Here is a 17,441-nt window from a genome sequence, read left to right on the forward strand (position 1 = left end):
GGCTGCCGTGGCGGTCACCGACGGCTCGGCCGTCGCGGAATCCGGTGACCGGGGCGAGCTGGAGAAAGTCGGCACCGGTCCGGGCGTTCCGTTCGACGAAGGCGCCGTGCGCTCCAGCGCGAGTGCGACAAGCAGCACGTCGATGATCACCAGAATGACGACGATCACGGCGACCCAGACGAGCGTGCGGCGCGAGAAGACGCTGCCGAGGGTGCGGGACCCTCGGCGCGGACTCACGTGCGGACCGCCGTCATCGAGCGACTCCGCGGGTAGCTGCGACGCGGCCGCGCTTCGGGGGCTTCGGCATGGGGGTGTCCTCGTCCTGCAGGCCGTAGCCGTACGCGTAGCCGTAGCGGCCGTAGCCGTACGCACCCGGTCCCCTCGTCGGCATCATCGTCATGACGAAGCCAGCTATCGGGGCACCGACGTTCTCGAGCGCACTGACCGCGCCGGCGAGCTGGCCCTTGTGGGTGCGGCCAGAGGCGACGGCGACGATCGCGCCGGAGGCCTTCTTCGACAGGATCGCGGCGTCCGTGACGGGCAGCAGGGGCGGGGCATCGAACAGGACGTAGTCGAACTGCTCCTCCAGGCCGGCGATCAGGTCCTGCATCGCGCGGGAACCGAGCAGCTCGGACGGGTTCGGCGGGATCGGCCCGGCGGGGAGCACGACGAGGTTGCCGCGGCCCCACGGCACGGCGACGTCCTCGATCGTCGCGCGTCCGATGAGCACGTCGGTGAGCCCGGCACCGCCCTCAAGGTCCATGTACGTCGCGATCTTCGGGCGGCGCAGGTCGGCGTCGATCAGGATCACGCGGAACCCGGCGCTGTCGAGCGCGATGGCGAGGTTCGCGACGGTGGTGCTCTTGCCCTCGGACTCGACCGACGACGTCATCACGAAGGTGCGCGAACCGGTACCGAGGTCGAGGAACTGCAGGTTGGTGCGGAGCGTGCGGAACGACTCGGCGCGCGGGCTGCGCGGGTCGACCTGCACGATGAGCGGGCGCTCCGAGGCCTTGCTGTCGTAGGCGATCCCGCCGACGACCGGCTTCTCGCTGATCTTCTCGACGTCCGACTCGGTGCGGACACGGTTGTCGAGCGTCGAGCGCAGGACCGCGACGCCGACGCCGAGCGCGAGGCCGACGAGCAGGCCCAGCACGACGTTGACCGGCACGTTCGGGCTGACCGGTGCGCTCGGCACCTGGGCTTCCTTGACGCGGGTGAGCTTGACCGTGCTCGTACCGTCGGCGTCGGTGGCCTCGATGTTCTGCACGACATTCGTCAGACTCTCGGACGTCGCGTTGGCGATGTCGGCGGCCTGCTTGGCGCTCGTGTCGTTCACGGTGATGGAGATGAGCGTCGTGTTGAGCGGCGCGTCCGAGGTGACGAGCTCCGCGAGCTGGTCGGACGTCATGTCGAGCTTCAGGCTGGAGATCACCGGCAGGAGCACGATCGGCGTCTCGACGAGGTTCGAGTAGGTCAGCACACGCTGCTGCGTGAAGGTGTTGCCCTGCGCAAGGTCACTCGCACTGCCGCTCGTCTGCGTCGAGACGAAGACCTGCGCCGAGGCGGCGTAGACCGGTTGCTTCAGCAGCGAGAAACCCGCCGCGGCAGCGACGCCGACCAGTGCCAGCACCAGGATGAAGACCCACCCCTTTCGCAAGACCGCGATGTAGTCGCGTAGCTCCACGCGGCACCCTTCCCCGGAAGTTGCCGTGTCCTGCAAAGTCCCTGTCGCAGGTCGACCGGGATCGTCCCAGCGTTCGGCATAGAAATAGTGCCACACGGATGGGTCTGTCCCGGGTCGGGTTGCTCCGCGTCTCTTGAAGGAGCCCGAACTGGGGCCCCTTCCCTTGGGTTTGGAGGACGACGGGGCTCAAGGCGTTGTCGCTTTGGCGGAAGGACGGCGTTCGGCGGACAAGGAACGCCCGACCCGGATCAGCGGCACCTCGATCAAGCGATGCACACCCCACGCTATGACGACGCAGAACACCACCGCGAGGGGTATCCCCCAGGGAGCGAACACGACCGCCTTCCGCAGGACCTCGATGAGCGGGAGGTGGATGAGGTACAGCGCGTAGCTGATGCCTCCGAGCCAGAGGAGCGAGGGTGCGACTCGCACACCTCGTGTGAAGTAGAAGATCGCAAACAGCGCGACCCCGACAGCGGTCGACAGGTTGAACCCGATGATGCCGTACCCCGCGAGCGGTTCGTCCTGCGACGCGATGAGCGGGATGCTGCAGAGCGGAACAATGATGGCCGCGGAGAGGAAGTAGCCGATCCAAACTCGGCTCCCCTTGGTGTCGCGTAGGTAGACGCTGTGTCCGAAGGATGCCAAGAAGAGCATCAGAGGAGTGGTCGCGGGAAGCTCTTTACCGATCGCCGCACCGATCAGGGACAACACTCCGTACAGCGCGAGCCAGAGGTAACCGAGGTACACGGACAGCTCGAGCTTCCCCAGGTACTTGCTGATGCTCGTCTGGGCGTAGTACAGCAGCTCGGGACCGAGAGTCCATGCACTCCCGAGGATGCTCGGCAGCGCGACGATTCCTTGAAGCATCGTCAAGTTGAGCAGGAATACCGGGACGCCGGGATCCATCAAGGGATTGGTCGGGAGGTCCACAACGATCGCGAATGCGAGAACCAGCCAGTAGACCGGGAACAACCGCCAAAACCGCCGAACGACGAAGACCGGAATCGTCTGCTTGGACAGCGTCAGCCCGATGACGTAGCCGCTGACGAGGAAGAACGCGACGACGCCGACGCGTCCGACGCTCAGGTAGGTGAGGGAAACCCGCGAGAACCCCGGCACCCAAGCCTCCAAGGCATGTTCGAGCACAACAGCAACTGCTGCGACACCACGGACTCCGTCGAGGAAATCGAGCCGACCGGCAGGACCGACGACAGGACTCAGCGAGCTTCCACGAGCGGTCGTCATCAGCACCTCCCCCGAGCACCGAGCGCCCACCCTGGTGAACGGGTGGCCTGGCAGCAGCGCGACTCGCAGCCCTGTCCTGTGCCGCGCGCTGGAAGCCTAACTGACAGGCGCTCACGGCGGGGAGAAAGCGCTGGCGAAGACGGCCGCGGGTCTGACACCCGTGCGGACCTTCCGGTGTCCCGTACGGTGGCGACATGCAGCCCGAACCGGACGCGTCGACCGCCGCCCGTCCCTCCTCGGCGGTGCGAGACCTGCAGGTCATCGTGATCGCGCTCCTGGTCGCCGTGCTGCTGCCCCGCATCGTCGGTGGCGTCGCCCGGACTGGGGGTCTACCTGCGCCGATCATGCAGGTGCTCGCTGCGGACCTGGCCGTGTGGGTGCCGCTCGTGCTCGGTGTCGGGTGGGTACTCCGGAAGTCCAGCCCGGCCGTCCTCGTGCGGCGGCTCGGACTCGGGTGGGCCGACGTCGTCGCGGCGATCGGCATCGTCGTCGTGTGCCGTGGGCTCGACGCCGTGCTGTCCGTGGTGTTCTTCGGTGCGACCGGGCTGACGCCGCAGCCGACCCTCGGTACCCCGAACGTCCTGCTGCTCGTGGTCTCGGCGATCGGGGTGTGCCTGGTCAGTCCGGTGCTCGAGGAGATCGTGTTCCGGGGTGTCATGCAGCGTCGGCTGTCGGCCGAGCTGACGCCACGCACGCGGTTCCTCGCGGTGCTGGTGACCGCGTTCGCCTTCGCGATGATGCACCTCGCGATCAGCACGACCACGTCGTCGGTCGCGGGCTTCGAAGTCTTCGTGACGACGTTCGTGCTCGGTCTGCTGACGGGGACGCTCGTCGCCATGACCGGACGCATCGGCGGGGCGATCGTGGCGCACGTCCTGTTCAACACCGTGGCGGTCGTCCTCACCTGGCCGCGCTGACACCGACCGCACGATGAGCCGCCCCGACCGGTAACGTCCTTCTCGAATGTCTCGCCCAACCAGCATCCTCGAGAGCCCCCTCGCCCGGCAGGCTCCGCTGAGTGCGCTGTTGGCACTGGGCGCGGTCCTCTCGATCACGGTACCGACGCTCCAGGTGACGGACGACGGCCTGTTCGTCGCGAGCCTCGCGGTCACCGGTCTCGCGACGGTCGTGGCTGCGGTGGCACTGGCGTTGCCGCACTCCGTCGGGCTCGTGCCGGCGTTGCTGGTGCTCGACTTCGTGGCGATCGCGCTGTTCCGAACGAGCACGGGCGCGAGCGCCTCGGTCTTCACCTCGCTCGCCGTCCTGCCGGTCGTCTGGTGCGGGTCCCTGCGAGGGCGCCTGACCGTCGTGTACGCGGCGCTGGGCGTGACGCTCGTGATCATGGCGCCCTACTTCCTGACGCCGACGAACGTGCCCGGTGCGAGCGAGCTGGTCCGTCTCGGCGTCACCGTGATCGTGTTCGGGACGGTCGCGGCGGTCGTGCAGGAACTCTCGCGGCGAGCGCGGCGCAACGTCCGCGCTGCCCGGCTGGGCGAGGAGCGCGTCCGTGCGGAGATCGACCGGGCCGCCGCCGTCCAGCGGTCGCTCCTGCCGACATCGACCGACCACCTGGGCGCGGACGTCGCGGTGGCGGGCGCCTGCCTGCCGGCGAAGTCGGTCGGTGGAGACTTCTTCGACTGGTACGAGACGAACACCGGGATCGCCGTCAGCCTCGGTGACGTGATGGGCAAGGGCGTGGGGGCCGGGCTCATCGCAGCGGCCGTGCGGGCCACGGTCCGCAGTGCCCGCACCGTCGACGACCCGTCCGAGGCGCTGCTGCGGGCGGCCGACGGGCTCGCGGCCGAGGGCAGCGCGACCGACGTGACCTTCACCACGCTGTTCCACGCGCGCATCTCCACCGACGGGACCTTCCGGTGGGCGGACGCCGGCCACGGGTTGAGCCTGGTGCTCCGGTCGGACGGTGCCGTGGATCGGCTCCGGTCGAGCGACCTCCCGCTCGGGATGGGGCTCCGCGACGAGTGGGCGACGACCGAGGGGTTCCTCGACACCGGCGACCTGCTCATCTCGTTAAGCGACGGCGTGCTCGACCTGTTCGGCGGGCGCGAGGACACCGTCGACGCCGTTGCCGATCTCGCACGGGCCTGCGGCTCCGAGCCCACAGCACTGGTGGCGGCCCTGTCCGCGCGGGCGGACGAGGTCGCGCACGACGACGATGTGACCGTGATCGCGATCCGACGAGCACCGGTACCGGCTGACACCTCCGCGCTGCCCGCCCACCCGGCACGCCAGGAGCGCACGTGACGAGGTCAGCCCTCGACTCGGCGCGCTGAGAACCGCTTCTCCACGACGATCATCCACGTCAGACCGACCGCGGTGAGCACTGCTCCGAGGACGATCCCCTCGATGCGTGGGTCAGCCTCGCCCCGGCTCGGCCAGACCACGCCGATCAGCAGGCCCAGGCCGATGACCGTGAGCACGAACGCGGCGATCGTGCTGGCCGAGTTCCCCGAGAAGTGACGGCCCGACGGAATCGCCCGCATCGAGAACGCGAGCACGAACCAGCCGACGAGGACCCCAGCGCTCACCGGGAACCACTGCCCCAGCACGAGCAGCAGCCCGAGCGACAGCACGAACCCGCCGACGCACCAGAGCCACCACCGGTTCCGGTCCCGCCGCTGCTGCCCGGCCACGTCGTCGTTCCCCATGTCTCGACCGTAGCCGAACCGCGAAGCCGCCCGGCAGCCGCCCCGTCAGAGCGCCCGCGAGAAGCAGACCGACTCGGGGTCCTCGCGGTACGGCCCGAACGGCTGGATCCGCACGAACCCGTTCCGGACGAGCAGTGCGGCCGCGTGGGGCTGCAGCACTCCCATCTCCGCCACGACCGCCGGTGCCTGCAGCTCTTCGGCCTGCGCGAGCAGTTCGAGCACGAGCAGGTCGCCGACGCCCTGCCCGCGGGAGTCCGGTCGGACGAACAGCCGGCGGATCTCGAAGACCCCGTCCCCCGCGGCGCTGAGCGACCCGGTGCCGAGCGCCAGGCCCGAGGGGTCGCGGGCGATGACGTGCACGGCGGCGGTCGCCCCGGTGAGCGGCCGTCCGGTGTCGGCCGAGCGCCCGTAGATCCGGTCGACCTCGATCCGGGCCGCGGCGCGCAGCCGGACGGCGTCCTCGAGGTCGAAGGGCTCGGCCGCGACCGAGATCGTCAGGTGCTGCATGTGCTGTGCGTTCCTCGCCGGCACGGCGTCGTCGCGGTGCCACGTGGGTGATCGGTGTGCGTGCCGCCGCTCGAACCCGAATCGAGCGGCGGCACGGTGGGTGCGCTTCCGCTCGAACCCGAATCGAGCGGTCTCGCATGCAGACGGCTGCGTCTGCCCTCGGACGCCCTAGCGTCCGTGGTCTGTGGTGGGTCTGGGTCAGCCCACGAGGTCTGGGTCAGCCCACGAGGGTCTGGGTCAGCCCACGAGGGTCCGGGTCAGCTCACCAGGTCGAGGTCCCAGACGGGCGCGACGTAGGTCCGCGACCATCCTTCGCGCAGGCGGGTCACGGCCCGGTCGAAGGACTCCAGCAGGTCCATCTCCGGCCGCACCATCGACTGCAGCTGCAGCCCCTCGTAGGTCGCGAGCAGCTGCTCGGAACCACGTGCGGGCTCCATGGTCCGCGGCTCCCGGCCGAGCAGGATGTCCCGCTCGAGGGAGTGCTGCACGAACGCGTGGAAGCGCCGCCAGCGGGAGTGCAGCATCGGCGCCAGCGGGTGCTCCGGCGAGGCGGCGATGTTCAGGCTGGCGGTCAGGAACCGCATGAGCGACGGGTCGGCGATGTTGGCGGTGACGATCGCACGCAGGAACGGCACGGTGCCGTGCTGTTCGGCGAGCGGCATGAGCGGCGTGGTGCGCTGGTCGTTCCAGCGGTCGATCGTCGCCAGGAGCAGGCCGTCCCAGCTCGGGAACGTCTGGTCGACGACGTCGACCGATTCTCCGGCCTCGGCCGCGACGACGGCCGGGGTCACCTCGTGCAGCGGGCGGGCCCGGAGCGCGCGGATCATCCCCTCGACGACCGTCGAGCGGAGCGACGCCGGATCCGGCGTTTCGATGTGCATGCATTCACCACACCAGGCACACGCGTCCCGCCAAAGCCCCCGAACGGGTCCTGTTCGCTTATCGGACCAGCACGATCCGGTCACGGTGCTCCCGACGGAGCAACCTGCGAGGGATACTCATCCCATGGGTTGGGGACGGATCGTGCCGGTCGTGGTGGTGGCCGTGCTCGCGAGCGGCGTGCTGACGGGGTGCGGCGACGACGGCCGGATCCAGGGGATCGGGCCGGGGACCTCCGTGAGCTCCTGCATCGACTACGTCCCCCTGACGGCGGCCGAGCGCCTGGACGCCGCCGACCTGGTCGTCGACGCCCGGGTCACCACGACCGACCGCACGGTCGAGATCGGCGGCGTCTACGACGTCCACGACGCCGAGGTCACGAAGGTCGCCAAGGGCGACGACCCCGGCACCACCATCGAGGTCGTCAGCACGTCGGACAAGTGCACGACGAGCGGCGAACCCGTCGAGTACCTCGACGGCGACGTCCTCGCGGACGAGGGCCGCTTCCGCCTCTACCTGACGAAGGACGACCCCGACGACGACGACAGCGTCTGGCGACTCGTCGTCCCCGGCGCCGCCGACCCGCTCACCACCGGCTGACGCCGCCGGTACACCCCGGGCGTCATGCCCACGAGCGGCGTGAACTGGTCGATGAACTGACTCGTCGTCGCCCATCCGCACGCCGCCGCGACGTCGGTCACCGAGGCCCCGCCGGCCAGCAGGACGAGCGCTCGGTGCACCCGCAGCTGTAACCGCCACTGCCGGTACCCCATCCCGGTCTCCTGCCGGAACAGGCGGCTGAGCGTCCGCTCGCCCACGCCGACCTCGCGCGCCAGCTCGCCGAGTCCGCGCGGCCGGGTCAGGTCCCGTTCGACCTCGCGCACCACCTGCCGCAGCCGCGGATCCCGCGGCTGCGGCAGGTGCAGCGGCTGCTCCGGCGCGGACGCGAGCTCGTCCACGACGACCGCCCGCAGGTGCTCGATCGCCGTCTCGGAACGGCGAGCGTCCGTCGTCAACGCGAGCAGTGCCTCCCGGGCCAGCGCCGAGACGGCGAGCACCGCCGGACCGGACGGGAGGCCCGTGGCTGCGTCCGCCGACAGGAACACGACCCGCATGTCGGTCGCCCCGTGGGCCCGGTGCCGGTGCTCGGCACCGGCCGGCACCCACGCGACGCGGTTGGGCGGCGCGATCCACGCGCCGTCGTCGGTGATGAGCGACAGCACGCCGGAGGCGGCGTGCACCAGGTGGCCGAGCGGGTGCGTGTGCGTCGGGACGGTCTCGGCGTGCGCGAAGGCGAAGGCGGCCTCGGTGCGCAGGTCGACGGTCCGCGCGTCGACCGGCACCTGGCTGGAATCCGACATCGGGCGGCAGTCTACGTGTTCCGGGCCGGTGGCGAGCAGTGGTGGGATCGACCCATGACCACCGCCTCGATCCCCGTCACGACCACCAGCCCGCGGCTCCTCGCCGGCTGGTACGTCGGCGCGGGCCTGCTGCTCATCGCGATCAACCTGCGGATGGGTGTGGCCTCGGTCGGGCCGGTGCTCGGGGCGATCGAGCGGTCGTTGGGGCTGTCCCCGTCGGCGGCGAGCCTGCTCACGACGATCCCGGTGTTCGCGTTCGGGGCGTTCGCGTTCCTGACCCCGGTGCTCAGTCGGCGCATCGGCCTGCACCGGCTGCTCGGCCTGACGATGGCGGTGCTGGCGATCGGCATCGCGCTCCGGCTCGAGCCGCACGGCTGGGCCCTCTACGGCGGCACGGTGCTGGCCGGAGCGGCGATCGCGGTGGCGAACGTCTGCATGCCGGCCGCGATCAAGAGCGACTTCGCACACCGGGTCGGGTTGATGATGGGCCTGTACTCGACGGCGCTGTTCCTCAGTGCGGCGATCGCCTCGGCGGCCGTCGTCCCGCTGATGGCCGCGTTCGCCGGGTCGTGGCGTCCGGCGCTGGCGTTCTGGGCGATCCCCGCGGCGATCGCGTTCGTGGTGTGGCTGCCACGAGCACTGCAGCGCCCGGACGCCCCGACCCGCACCACCGGCGCGGGTGCCGCCGACGAACCGACCTTCGCGCGGCTGCTCCGCGACCCCGTGGCGATCGCCGTGACCGGCTTCATGGGGCTGCAGAGCCTGTCGTACTACGCGTTCCTGACGTGGGTGCCGACGGTGCTGCAGGACGCCGGCGTCTCGGCGCACACCGCGGGACTGATGCTCGCGTACTCGAGCCTGCCGGGGATCCTGACCGGCATCACCGGGCCGGCGATCGCCCGACGCCTGCGCCCGGCCTGGCTGCCGGTGCTGGTCGTCGTGGTGCTCTGCGCCGCCGGGTTCGCCGGGTTGCTCATCGCGCCGGCCGTGGGCGCCTGGGTGTGGATGACGCTGCTCGGACTCGGTCAGGGCGGCGCGATCAGCCTGTCGCTGAGCTACATCGTGTGGCGCTCCCCCGATGCCCGGCACACCGCCCACGTGTCGACGATGGCGCAGGGCATCGGGTACCTGCTGGCGGGCCTCGGGCCGCTCGGCCTCGGCCTGCTGCACACCGCGACCGGGGGCTGGACCGTGCCGATCGTGGTGCTGCTCGTCCTGCTCGTGCTCCAGTTCGTGGCCGGTGCCGCTGCGAGCCGCGACCGTCACGTGCTCCGCCGGTAGCGCAGCGTCCTACGGCTCGGGGACCGCCACGATCCGGTTCTGGTACGCCCACACCACGGCCTGCAACCGCGACCGGACCCCGAGCTTCGGCAGCATCCGTGCCAGGTGCGACTTCACGGTCGAGACCTCGAGCACGAGTGCGACCGCGATCTCCTCGTTCGACATCCCCTGCGCGAGCAGCAGCAGGACCTCGCGTTCGCGGGCGGTGAGCACCCCGTCGGCCCGGTCCCCCGACACCGGCTGCAGGCTCCGCCGCGACACGAACTCGCGCAGCACCCGCCGCGTCAGGGCCTGGTCGAGCGTCCCGTTCCCCGCGGCGACCTGCCGCACGGCGTCGACGATGGTGTCCGGCTCGGCGTCCTTCAGCAGGAACCCGGAGGCACCGGCCTCGAGCGCACCGAACACGTAGTCGTCCAGGTCGAACGTCGTGAGCATCAGCACCGGGATCGCCGGGTCGGCGTCGGGAGCGCAGAACAGCCGCGCGAGCTCGATGCCGTTCACCACCGGCATCCGGATGTCCAGGCAGGCGACGTCGGGCCGCAACGAGCGCGCCAGCGCGAGCGCCTCGCCGCCGTCGGCGGCCACGCCGACCACCTCGATGTCGGCCTCCGCGCCGAGGAGCGCGGACACCCCGGCACGGACCAGCGGCTGGTCGTCCGCCACCAGCACGCGGATCACGCGACCACCTCGCCACCGTCGGCGGCCTGCGCGGGTGCGGCAGGTGCCTCCCGTCCGAGCGCCAGCTCCACTAGCCATCCGCCGGTGGCGGTGGGACCGGTCTGGAGGCTCGCCCCCACCAGGTCCGCCCGCTCGCGCATCCCCCGCAGGCCGTTGCCGCCCGACGGTGAGGTCGGCGCTGCCGGAGCGGCGGCCGGTGCGTTCTCCACCCGGATCACCACCCGGGTCGGGTCGCGGTCGTCGACGGTGACCGTGCACGGGGCGGACGGGGCATGCAGGGCGGCGTTGGCCAGCGCCTCCTGCACCGTCCGGTAGGCGGCGAGCTGCGCGAGCGGGCCGACGCCGTCGGCCAGCGCCTGCGCTCCGCGCGGGTGGTCGCCAGCGAGCACCTCGAGGCGCACGTCGCTGCGGAACCGGGCACGCTCGACCAGGTCGACGATGCCGGCGACCGTCTCGACCGCACGTTCGGCGGGGACGTCCTCGCGCAGCAGCCCGACCAGACGGCGCAGGTCGTCGAGGACGGCGGTGCTCTGCTCCCGCACCTGACGGGCACCCTCGTGCGCGCGCTCCGGGTCGCTGTCGATCTGCCGGTCGATCACGGCGGCCATCAGGGCGATGCCGGACAGGTGGTGGGCGGCGATGTCGTGGAGCTCACGGGCCATGGCGGCACGTTCACGGGAGACCGCGGCGTCGACCAGGGCGTCCTGTTCACGGAAGACCGCGCTCGCCTCGGCGGTGCGGGCGGCGCGGACCTCGCGGCGGGAGCGCACCAGCAGGGTGACCAGGAGCGGGAGCCCGACGGCGCCGACGGCCTGCAGGACGCCCTGGCCGAGTGCGCCGGACAGTCCCTGCGTGACGTCGCCCCGGAGCGCTCCGCCGGCGACCGCGGACAGGACCGCGCTGCCGGCTGCCACCAGCGCGCCGGCGACCAGCAGGGTCGGCCACAGGCGTGCGAGCGGGACACGGAGGGCGGCGAGGACCACGGCGACGACCACCGGCAGGGCGGTGAGGCCGAACAGGTCGAGCGACTGCGGAGCGAGCGCGGCGACCAGCACCGGCAGCGCGGACACCGCGACGAGCACGGTCCGTGGCACCCGACGGGCGGCGAGCAGGGCTGCGGACTGGACCAGCAGGCCGATCGCCAGGACGGTCCACGCGGCGGTGAACGGTGCCGGCACCCGCAGGGCCAGGGCGGGGCCGTCCGGCTCGAGGGCGTCGAGCGGCGGCAGGCCGATCAGCAGGCCGAGGGCCACGACGGCCGTGCCGAGCGCGACGAGCACGTCGACGCGGCGGTCGCGGGCGCGCGGGTCGCCGTCGCGCGGCGGACGGGTGCGCGGGTCGCCGTCGCGCGGCGTGCGGGTGCGCGGGTCAGCGGAGGCCATCGTGTGATCCTACGAGGCGGGTGCGGGCGGGGACCGGGGCGTCGATCGGCAGCGCACGGCGGGCGGGGTCGTAGCCCAGGCGGCCGCGGGTCACGACGAGGAGCACCGCGGCGGCGACGGTCGAGGTGATGGTCAGGCCGATCATCAGCGTGCCGGCGGTCATGCTCGGGTACATCTCCGGGAACAGCGTCGAGATCGTGTTGTTCACGCCGACGTGCAGCAGCAGGGCAAGGGGCAGGCTCTCGCCGGTCTTGTTGAACACCTGGATCATCACGACGTTGAACGTGATCGTGAACAGGGCGAAGACCACGGGCTCGCTCCAGTGTGCGTTCGGCCACCCGCCCCAGTCGCTCAGGTAGAGCGGCATGTGCCAGAGCGCCCAGATCGGACCGAGGATCGCAGCGGCTCCGAGCCCGCCGAAGCGGTGCTGCAGCCGGGGCAGGGCGAAGTCGCGCCAGCCGGGCTCCTCGCTCAGACCGGTGGAGAACAGTTGGATGACCAGGCCGGGCACGAGCATGGCGACGGCCAGGGCCGAGGGGGCACGGACGTCACCGCCGGCGAAGGGCAGCGCGGACGCGACGATCACGGCCGGCACGACGACGAGCGCCAGGGCGTACCAGTACCAGGCGACCCGCCAACGGAACAACCGACCGACCCAGCGACGCAGCCCCGGACGGCCGTCGGCGACCGCGGTGACGATGAACGCGCCGCCCAACGGGCCGAGCAGCGCTCCGGGCAGCACGCCGGTGAACTGCGCGGTGCCGAGGACCTCGGGGAAGTGCAGGTCCCACACGCCCAGGCCGTGCGGCGACAGGATGTACGGGATCCACGCCAGCCAGCTGAGGCCGAGCGCGAGGGTGAAGAAGGACGCGAGCGGGTGCCGGGCGATGACGCCGCGGACACCCCCACGGTCCTGCGGAGTGGTGCCGGCGGAGGGCCGGACTTCGGTGGTGTTCGTCATGCACACGACGCTAGGAACTGCGGCGTCGCGGGACGACCGGCGCAGGGATGCACCTGCCGGACTTGCATCGAAGGATGCAGGCGGTGGCGCGGTGCGGCGGCGGCTGCCGCCTGGTGCGAGGTTGATCACTCCGTGCGCGGACAGAGCCCTGCACCGAGTGGTCAACCTCGCACCAGGCGCAGCGCGGCGGCTGCCGCAGCGCGGTGTCAGGCGCAGCGCGGCGTCAGCGCAGCGCGGCCCGGAGGGCGTCGGCGATCAACGCGAGCGCGGCGTCGATCTCGTCGGCGACCCGAGCGTGGGTCGCCTCGGACCGGCGGTAGGGGTCGTCGACGTCGTCGTCCGCGGGGTCGGCCGGCGGCGGGACGGTGCCGCGCAGGCGTGCGACCCGTTCGACCAGGGCCTCGGGCGAGTGCACGTCGGCCAGGTCACCGGGCTCGAGCCCCGCGAGCACCCGCGCGAACTGCTTGATGGTGAACGCCCGCTTCGTCGCCCGGGGTGCGAGCGACACCACGGCCGCGCGGTGCGACCGTTCGGCCGTCAGCACCAGGTCGGCCTCCTCGACGATCGCGGCCGTCAGGTAGCGCGAGCCGTGCCCCGACGGGTCACCGCCGAGCCGGACGGACTGTGCCGCGGCGGCGCCGTCCATCGCGGCACCGTCGTCGGCGATGGTGCCGGCGGACTCGACCACGAACGCCGCAGCGTCCGGGCCGAGTCGCGCCGTCAGGACCTGCGCGCCGAGCGGTGAACGACAGATGTTGCCGCTGCAGACGAACAGGACCCGCATCGTCAGGCGCCGGCGCCGAGCAGGTCGTGCCGGACGACGATGGCGTCGCGGCCCGGACCGACACCGATCGCGGAGATCCGCGCGCCGGACATCGCCTCGACCGCGAGCACGTAGTCCTGCGCGTTCTTCGGCAGGTCGTCGAACGAGCGGGCGCCGGTGATGTCCTCGGTCCAGCCGGGGAACTCCTCATAGACGGGCTTCGCGTGGTGGAAGTCCGACTGGTTCACGGGGACCTCGTCCACGCGGACGCCGTCGACCTCGTACGCGACGCAGACGGGGATCGTCTCGAGCCCGGTCAGCACGTCGAGCTTGGTCAGCACGAAGTCGGTCACGCCGTTGATGCGCGCGGTGTACCGGGCGATCGGGGCGTCGTACCAACCACAGCGGCGCGGACGGCCCGTGGTGGTGCCGAACTCGAAGCCGTTGGCGCGCAGGAACTCGCCGGACTCGTCGAAGAGCTCGGTCGGGAACGGACCGGCACCGACGCGGGTCGTGTACGCCTTGACGATGCCGATGATGCGCTCGAGCTTGCCCGGGCCGATGCCGGAACCGGTCGCTGCGCCACCGGCGGTCGCCGACGACGACGTCACGAACGGGTAGGTGCCGTGGTCGACGTCGAGCATGGTCGCCTGACCGGCCTCGAACAGGACGGTGTCGCCGCGCTCCAGTGCCCGGTGGATCTCGAGGGCGGTGTCCGCGACCATCGGGCGCAGTCGCTCGGCGTAGGACAGCAGCGACTCGACCACTTCTTCGGCGTCGATCGCGCGGCGGTTGAAGACCTTGACGAGCAGGTGGTTCTTCTGGTCGAGGGCCGCTTCGACCTTCTGCCGCAGGATGTTCTCGTCGAAGATGTCCTGGACGCGGATGCCGACGCGGTTGATCTTGTCGGCGTAGGACGGGCCGATGCCGCGACCGGTGGTGCCGATCTGGCGCTTGCCGAGGAACCGCTCCGTCACCTTGTCGATGGTGCGGTGGTAGTGCGTGATGAGGTGGGCGTTCGCCGACACGAGCAGCTTCGAGGTGTCGACGCCGCGGGCCTTCAGCGCGTCGAGTTCCTGGAACAGCACCTCGAGGTCGACGACCACGCCGTTGCCGATGATCGGCGTGACGCCGGGCGTGAGGATGCCGGAGGGCAGCAGGTGCAGCGCGTACTTCTCGCCGCCGACGACGACGGTGTGGCCGGCGTTGTTGCCGCCGTTGAACTTCACGACGTAGTCGATGCGGGAGCCGAGGAGGTCGGTGGCCTTCCCCTTGCCCTCGTCGCCCCACTGGGCTCCGATGATGACTGCTGCGGGCATCTGGTTCTCCTCACGTTGGCGGAGGACCTCACGCGACCAGGCGGGCCGGTGGTCCACCCGAGTCTATCGGCTGGTCACTCGCGCGCCACCCATCGGACACGGTCGCCCGCACCGTCGCCGCGTCGGTGAATTGTCCTCATTACGCGTCGGTGCATGCCGAACGTCCCCACAAGGGGGGACAAATAGTTCCAGGCCGGAACATCTCGGGAAGCACGACGTATCGTGCACCGCGACGTCGGTTTCCCTGTCGGCGTCACGTCGGAGTCCAACCCACTCCGTTCAGCCAGCGCGAGATTCGCGTGAGCACCACCGGACGCTGCAACGCGCCCGGATGCATCAGAACAGTCGTGCCCTCATGCAGCACGGAAAGAAGAGTTCGACGATGAACAAGGCTCTCTGGAGCAAGAAGGCGCTCGCGCTCCCCGCGTGCGCCGCGATCGTGATCGGTGGCGTCACCTTCGCCGCCGCCCCCGCGATGGCCGACCCGGCCGACCTGTCCATCACCAGCCAGTCGGTCTCCGGCCGCGTGCTGACCGTGAGCGGCACCGGCACCCCCGGTGAGAACATCCAGCTCGACGAGGACTTCCGCAACACCCGCCAGGAGATCCCGGCGAGCGGCACCTGGACGATCTCGTACACGATCCCCGGTACGGACACGACTGCGCAGACGTACACGTTCGAGCAGCTCAAGGGCCTGAACCAGGACGGCTCGGTGACGGTCACCGCCGCCCCCGAAGCCACGGACAAGCCCTTCGCCGTCACGTCGCAGTCGGTCTCCGGCCGCACGCTGACGGTCTCCGGCACCGGCGCAGTCGGCAACACCGTCAACTTCGACGCGGGGTTCCCGGTGCAGCGCACCGCCATCAAGGACGACGGCACCTGGACCATCTCGTACGAGATCCCGGGCACCGACACCGACGAGCACACCTACACGATCAACGAGCAGCGCGCGAACCTGTCGACGGTCGAGTCGCTGACCGTGACCGCTCGTGCGGAAGCTGCCGTCCTGCCCTTCGCCGTCACGTCGCAGTCGGTCTCCGGCCGCACGCTGACGGTCTCCGGTACCGGCGCCGTCGGCAACACGGTGAACTTCGACGTGGGCTACCCCGTCCGCCGCACCCCGATCTCCGACGACGGCACCTGGACGATCTCGTACGAGATCCCGGGCACCGACACCGACGAGCACACCTACACGATCAACGAGCAGCGCGCGAACCTGTCGACGGTCGACTCCGTCACCGTCACGGCTCGCGCCGAAGCCGCGGTTGCGGACTTCAACTTCTCGCTGACCAGCCCGACCGACGGCGACACCGTCGACTCGCGCACCGTGACTTTCACCGGGACCGGCGCCGTGGGCGACACCGTGAACGTGCTGGACACCGATGGCAACCGCGCTGCTCCGCAGACGATCGTGGACGCCGACGGCAACTGGTCCACCACGGGCACCTTCTCGGACTCGGCTGCTGTCGAGCAGGACCTGAGTGTCAACCAGGTCGGTGGCGGCCAGGGCCAGGGCAACATCGAGTTCTCGATCACGCTGCCCGCCGTGGCAGCGGCCCCCGGTGACGGTGGCGACGAGGGCACGACCCCGGGTGACGGCGGCGACGAGGGCACCACCCCCGTCGACGGCGGCGACCAGGGCGCGACCCCCGGCACCGGCACCGGCACCGGCACCGAGACCGGCGCTGGCGCCGCTCCGGCCGTCGGCCGCACCCCGGCCGTGGGTGCACTCCCGGTCGTCAGCGGCTGACACCGGAACCATCCACCGAGCGGGGGCGCGACGGATCGTCGCGTCCCCGTTCGCCGTCCCGACCCGGAATCCGCACATGCACGCAACCCGCTCAGCTCGCCTCGTCCTCGCCGTCGCCGCCGGAGTGCTGCTCTCGCTCGGCCTGGCGTCCTGCCACGCTGATCCCGCCCCGACCGCTGCGAGCAGCACGGGTACCGCCACGGCGACCCCGACGGCGTCCGCCGCGCCCTACCGCGCACCGTCGACGAAGACGGTTGCAGCACTCCCCGAGGCCCGGTACGACGCGGTCATCGGCGGGCTCCTGCCCTCGTACGACCTTGACGTCCCGAAGGCCGCAGGACACGCGTACACGATCCAGCGCGACGCGCCGCTCTACGGCGACGACCGCACCGAGCCGGTCGCGAGACTCGCAGCCGAGAACTTCCTCGGCGACCCCACCGTCGTCGTCCCGCTGCGGTTCCAGGGCGACTGGGCCCTCGTCATGACCCCGAGCCGACAGGCACTGCCGTCAACTGCACCGGGCGGCGCTCCAGCGCAGACCGCCGGCTGGATGCGCCGCGACCTGCTGCACCAGGGCGACGCGCTCGACGACCACGTCGTCATCTCCGTCGGTGACCAGACCGTGTTGATCGTCGCTGCGAGCGGCAAGGTCGTGCACGAGTTCCCGGCCGGCGTCGGTGCCGGGGACACTCCGACCCCGACCGGTGTCGTCGGCTACATCCAGGCGAGGTACCTGGATCCCGCCCAGGACCAGACGGTGCACCAGATCAACCTGACGACGCTGCACTCCGCAGCGGCGGACGAGCCGTTCGGCGGTGACGACGGCGGGCTCATCGGCGTGCACTACGAATCCGTCGCCCGCGGAGCGGTGTCCCACGGGTGCGTCCGCCTCGACGGTGATGCCGTCGATGCGATCAACGCACTCCCGCTCGGCACCGTCGTGCAGATGGTCGCGTAGT

Annotated in this window: 17 protein-coding genes; 6 read left to right on the forward strand and 11 right to left on the reverse strand. The window is 71.1% G+C overall.

Features of this window, described 5'->3' with window-relative positions:
- Positions 1-250: 250 nt before the first annotated feature.
- Positions 251-1,687, reverse strand: coding sequence for a polysaccharide biosynthesis tyrosine autokinase (locus tag ACIPV1_RS13060; protein ID WP_402726568.1), 1,437 nt, complete (start codon positions 1,685-1,687; stop codon positions 251-253).
- A gap of 186 nt (positions 1,688-1,873) precedes the next feature.
- Positions 1,874-2,935, reverse strand: a complete 1,062-nt coding sequence (locus tag ACIPV1_RS13065) for an acyltransferase family protein (RefSeq protein WP_402726569.1) — start codon at positions 2,933-2,935, stop codon at positions 1,874-1,876.
- 194 nt (positions 2,936-3,129) lie between these two features.
- On the opposite strand from ACIPV1_RS13065, the gene ACIPV1_RS13070 reads away from it, so the two are divergent.
- Positions 3,130-3,852: a lysostaphin resistance A-like protein gene (locus tag ACIPV1_RS13070; RefSeq protein ID WP_402726570.1), complete on the forward strand. Its 723-nt coding sequence runs from the start codon at positions 3,130-3,132 to the stop codon at positions 3,850-3,852.
- Between the two features lie 46 nt (positions 3,853-3,898).
- On the forward strand, positions 3,899-5,197 hold the full coding sequence (locus tag ACIPV1_RS13075) for a PP2C family protein-serine/threonine phosphatase (RefSeq protein ID WP_402726571.1): 1,299 nt from the start codon (positions 3,899-3,901) through the stop codon (positions 5,195-5,197).
- Between the two features lie 5 nt (positions 5,198-5,202).
- Here ACIPV1_RS13075 and ACIPV1_RS13080 read toward each other — a convergent pair whose 3' ends face one another.
- The 3 genes from ACIPV1_RS13080 to ACIPV1_RS13090 all read right to left on the reverse strand — a co-directional run bounded on the left by ACIPV1_RS13080 (position 5,203) and on the right by ACIPV1_RS13090 (position 6,989).
- Entirely contained in the window at positions 5,203-5,601 is a 399-nt protein-coding gene (locus tag ACIPV1_RS13080) for a hypothetical protein (protein ID WP_402726572.1), read from the reverse strand.
- Positions 5,602-5,646: 45 nt separating this feature from the next.
- Positions 5,647-6,108, reverse strand: a complete 462-nt coding sequence (locus tag ACIPV1_RS13085; RefSeq protein WP_123937479.1) for a GNAT family N-acetyltransferase — start codon at positions 6,106-6,108, stop codon at positions 5,647-5,649.
- A 257-nt stretch (positions 6,109-6,365) separates the two neighbouring features.
- A complete protein-coding gene (locus ACIPV1_RS13090) occupies positions 6,366-6,989 on the reverse strand; it encodes a TetR/AcrR family transcriptional regulator (protein ID WP_123340091.1) in 624 nt (207 codons plus the stop codon).
- Positions 6,990-7,113: 124 nt separating this feature from the next.
- On the opposite strand from ACIPV1_RS13090, the gene ACIPV1_RS13095 reads away from it, so the two are divergent.
- Positions 7,114-7,587, forward strand: coding sequence for a hypothetical protein (locus tag ACIPV1_RS13095; protein ID WP_173169773.1), 474 nt, complete (start codon positions 7,114-7,116; stop codon positions 7,585-7,587).
- Here the strand turns inward: ACIPV1_RS13095 and ACIPV1_RS13100 are convergent.
- Positions 7,500-8,348 carry a helix-turn-helix domain-containing protein gene (locus tag ACIPV1_RS13100; RefSeq protein ID WP_173169774.1) on the reverse strand — a complete coding sequence of 283 codons (849 nt, stop codon included), beginning with the start codon at positions 8,346-8,348 and terminating at the stop codon, positions 7,500-7,502. The genes ACIPV1_RS13095 and ACIPV1_RS13100 overlap by 88 nt on opposite strands.
- A gap of 54 nt (positions 8,349-8,402) precedes the next feature.
- Between ACIPV1_RS13100 and ACIPV1_RS13105 the strand changes: the two genes are divergently transcribed.
- Positions 8,403-9,629, forward strand: coding sequence for an MFS transporter (locus ACIPV1_RS13105; RefSeq protein ID WP_402726573.1), 1,227 nt, complete (start codon positions 8,403-8,405; stop codon positions 9,627-9,629).
- A gap of 9 nt (positions 9,630-9,638) precedes the next feature.
- Here ACIPV1_RS13105 and ACIPV1_RS13110 read toward each other — a convergent pair whose 3' ends face one another.
- From ACIPV1_RS13110 to ACIPV1_RS13130, 5 genes are all read right to left on the reverse strand, one after another.
- The gene (locus tag ACIPV1_RS13110) at positions 9,639-10,307 is read right to left on the reverse strand and encodes a response regulator transcription factor (protein ID WP_123937474.1); all 669 of its coding nucleotides are present in this window, start codon (positions 10,305-10,307) and stop codon (positions 9,639-9,641) included.
- Positions 10,304-11,689: a sensor histidine kinase gene (locus ACIPV1_RS13115; protein WP_402726574.1), complete on the reverse strand. Its 1,386-nt coding sequence runs from the start codon at positions 11,687-11,689 to the stop codon at positions 10,304-10,306. Before ACIPV1_RS13115 ends, ACIPV1_RS13110 begins: the two co-directional genes overlap by 4 nt.
- Positions 11,676-12,650, reverse strand: a complete 975-nt coding sequence (locus ACIPV1_RS13120; RefSeq protein ID WP_402726575.1) for a type II CAAX prenyl endopeptidase Rce1 family protein — start codon at positions 12,648-12,650, stop codon at positions 11,676-11,678. The genes ACIPV1_RS13115 and ACIPV1_RS13120 overlap by 14 nt, the downstream gene beginning before the upstream one ends.
- 223 nt (positions 12,651-12,873) lie before the next feature.
- Entirely contained in the window at positions 12,874-13,434 is a 561-nt protein-coding gene (locus ACIPV1_RS13125; RefSeq protein WP_131847040.1) for a low molecular weight phosphatase family protein, read from the reverse strand.
- 2 nt (positions 13,435-13,436) lie between these two features.
- Positions 13,437-14,732 (reverse strand): adenylosuccinate synthase, encoded by a 1,296-nt coding sequence (locus ACIPV1_RS13130; protein ID WP_111086193.1) that lies wholly within the window; start codon positions 14,730-14,732, stop codon positions 13,437-13,439.
- A gap of 382 nt (positions 14,733-15,114) precedes the next feature.
- Here ACIPV1_RS13130 and ACIPV1_RS13135 point away from each other — a divergent pair, with 382 nt between their 5' ends.
- Together ACIPV1_RS13135 and ACIPV1_RS13140 are read left to right on the forward strand one after the other, a co-directional pair.
- Positions 15,115-16,482, forward strand: coding sequence for a hypothetical protein (locus ACIPV1_RS13135; RefSeq protein WP_123937470.1), 1,368 nt, complete (start codon positions 15,115-15,117; stop codon positions 16,480-16,482).
- Between the two features lie 76 nt (positions 16,483-16,558).
- A complete protein-coding gene (locus tag ACIPV1_RS13140) occupies positions 16,559-17,440 on the forward strand; it encodes a L,D-transpeptidase (RefSeq protein ID WP_402726576.1) in 882 nt (293 codons plus the stop codon).
- Position 17,441 lies beyond the last annotated feature (1 nt).

This window comes from Curtobacterium sp. NPDC089991 (assembly GCF_044748425.1).
Lineage (GTDB): Bacteria > Actinomycetota > Actinomycetes > Actinomycetales > Microbacteriaceae > Curtobacterium.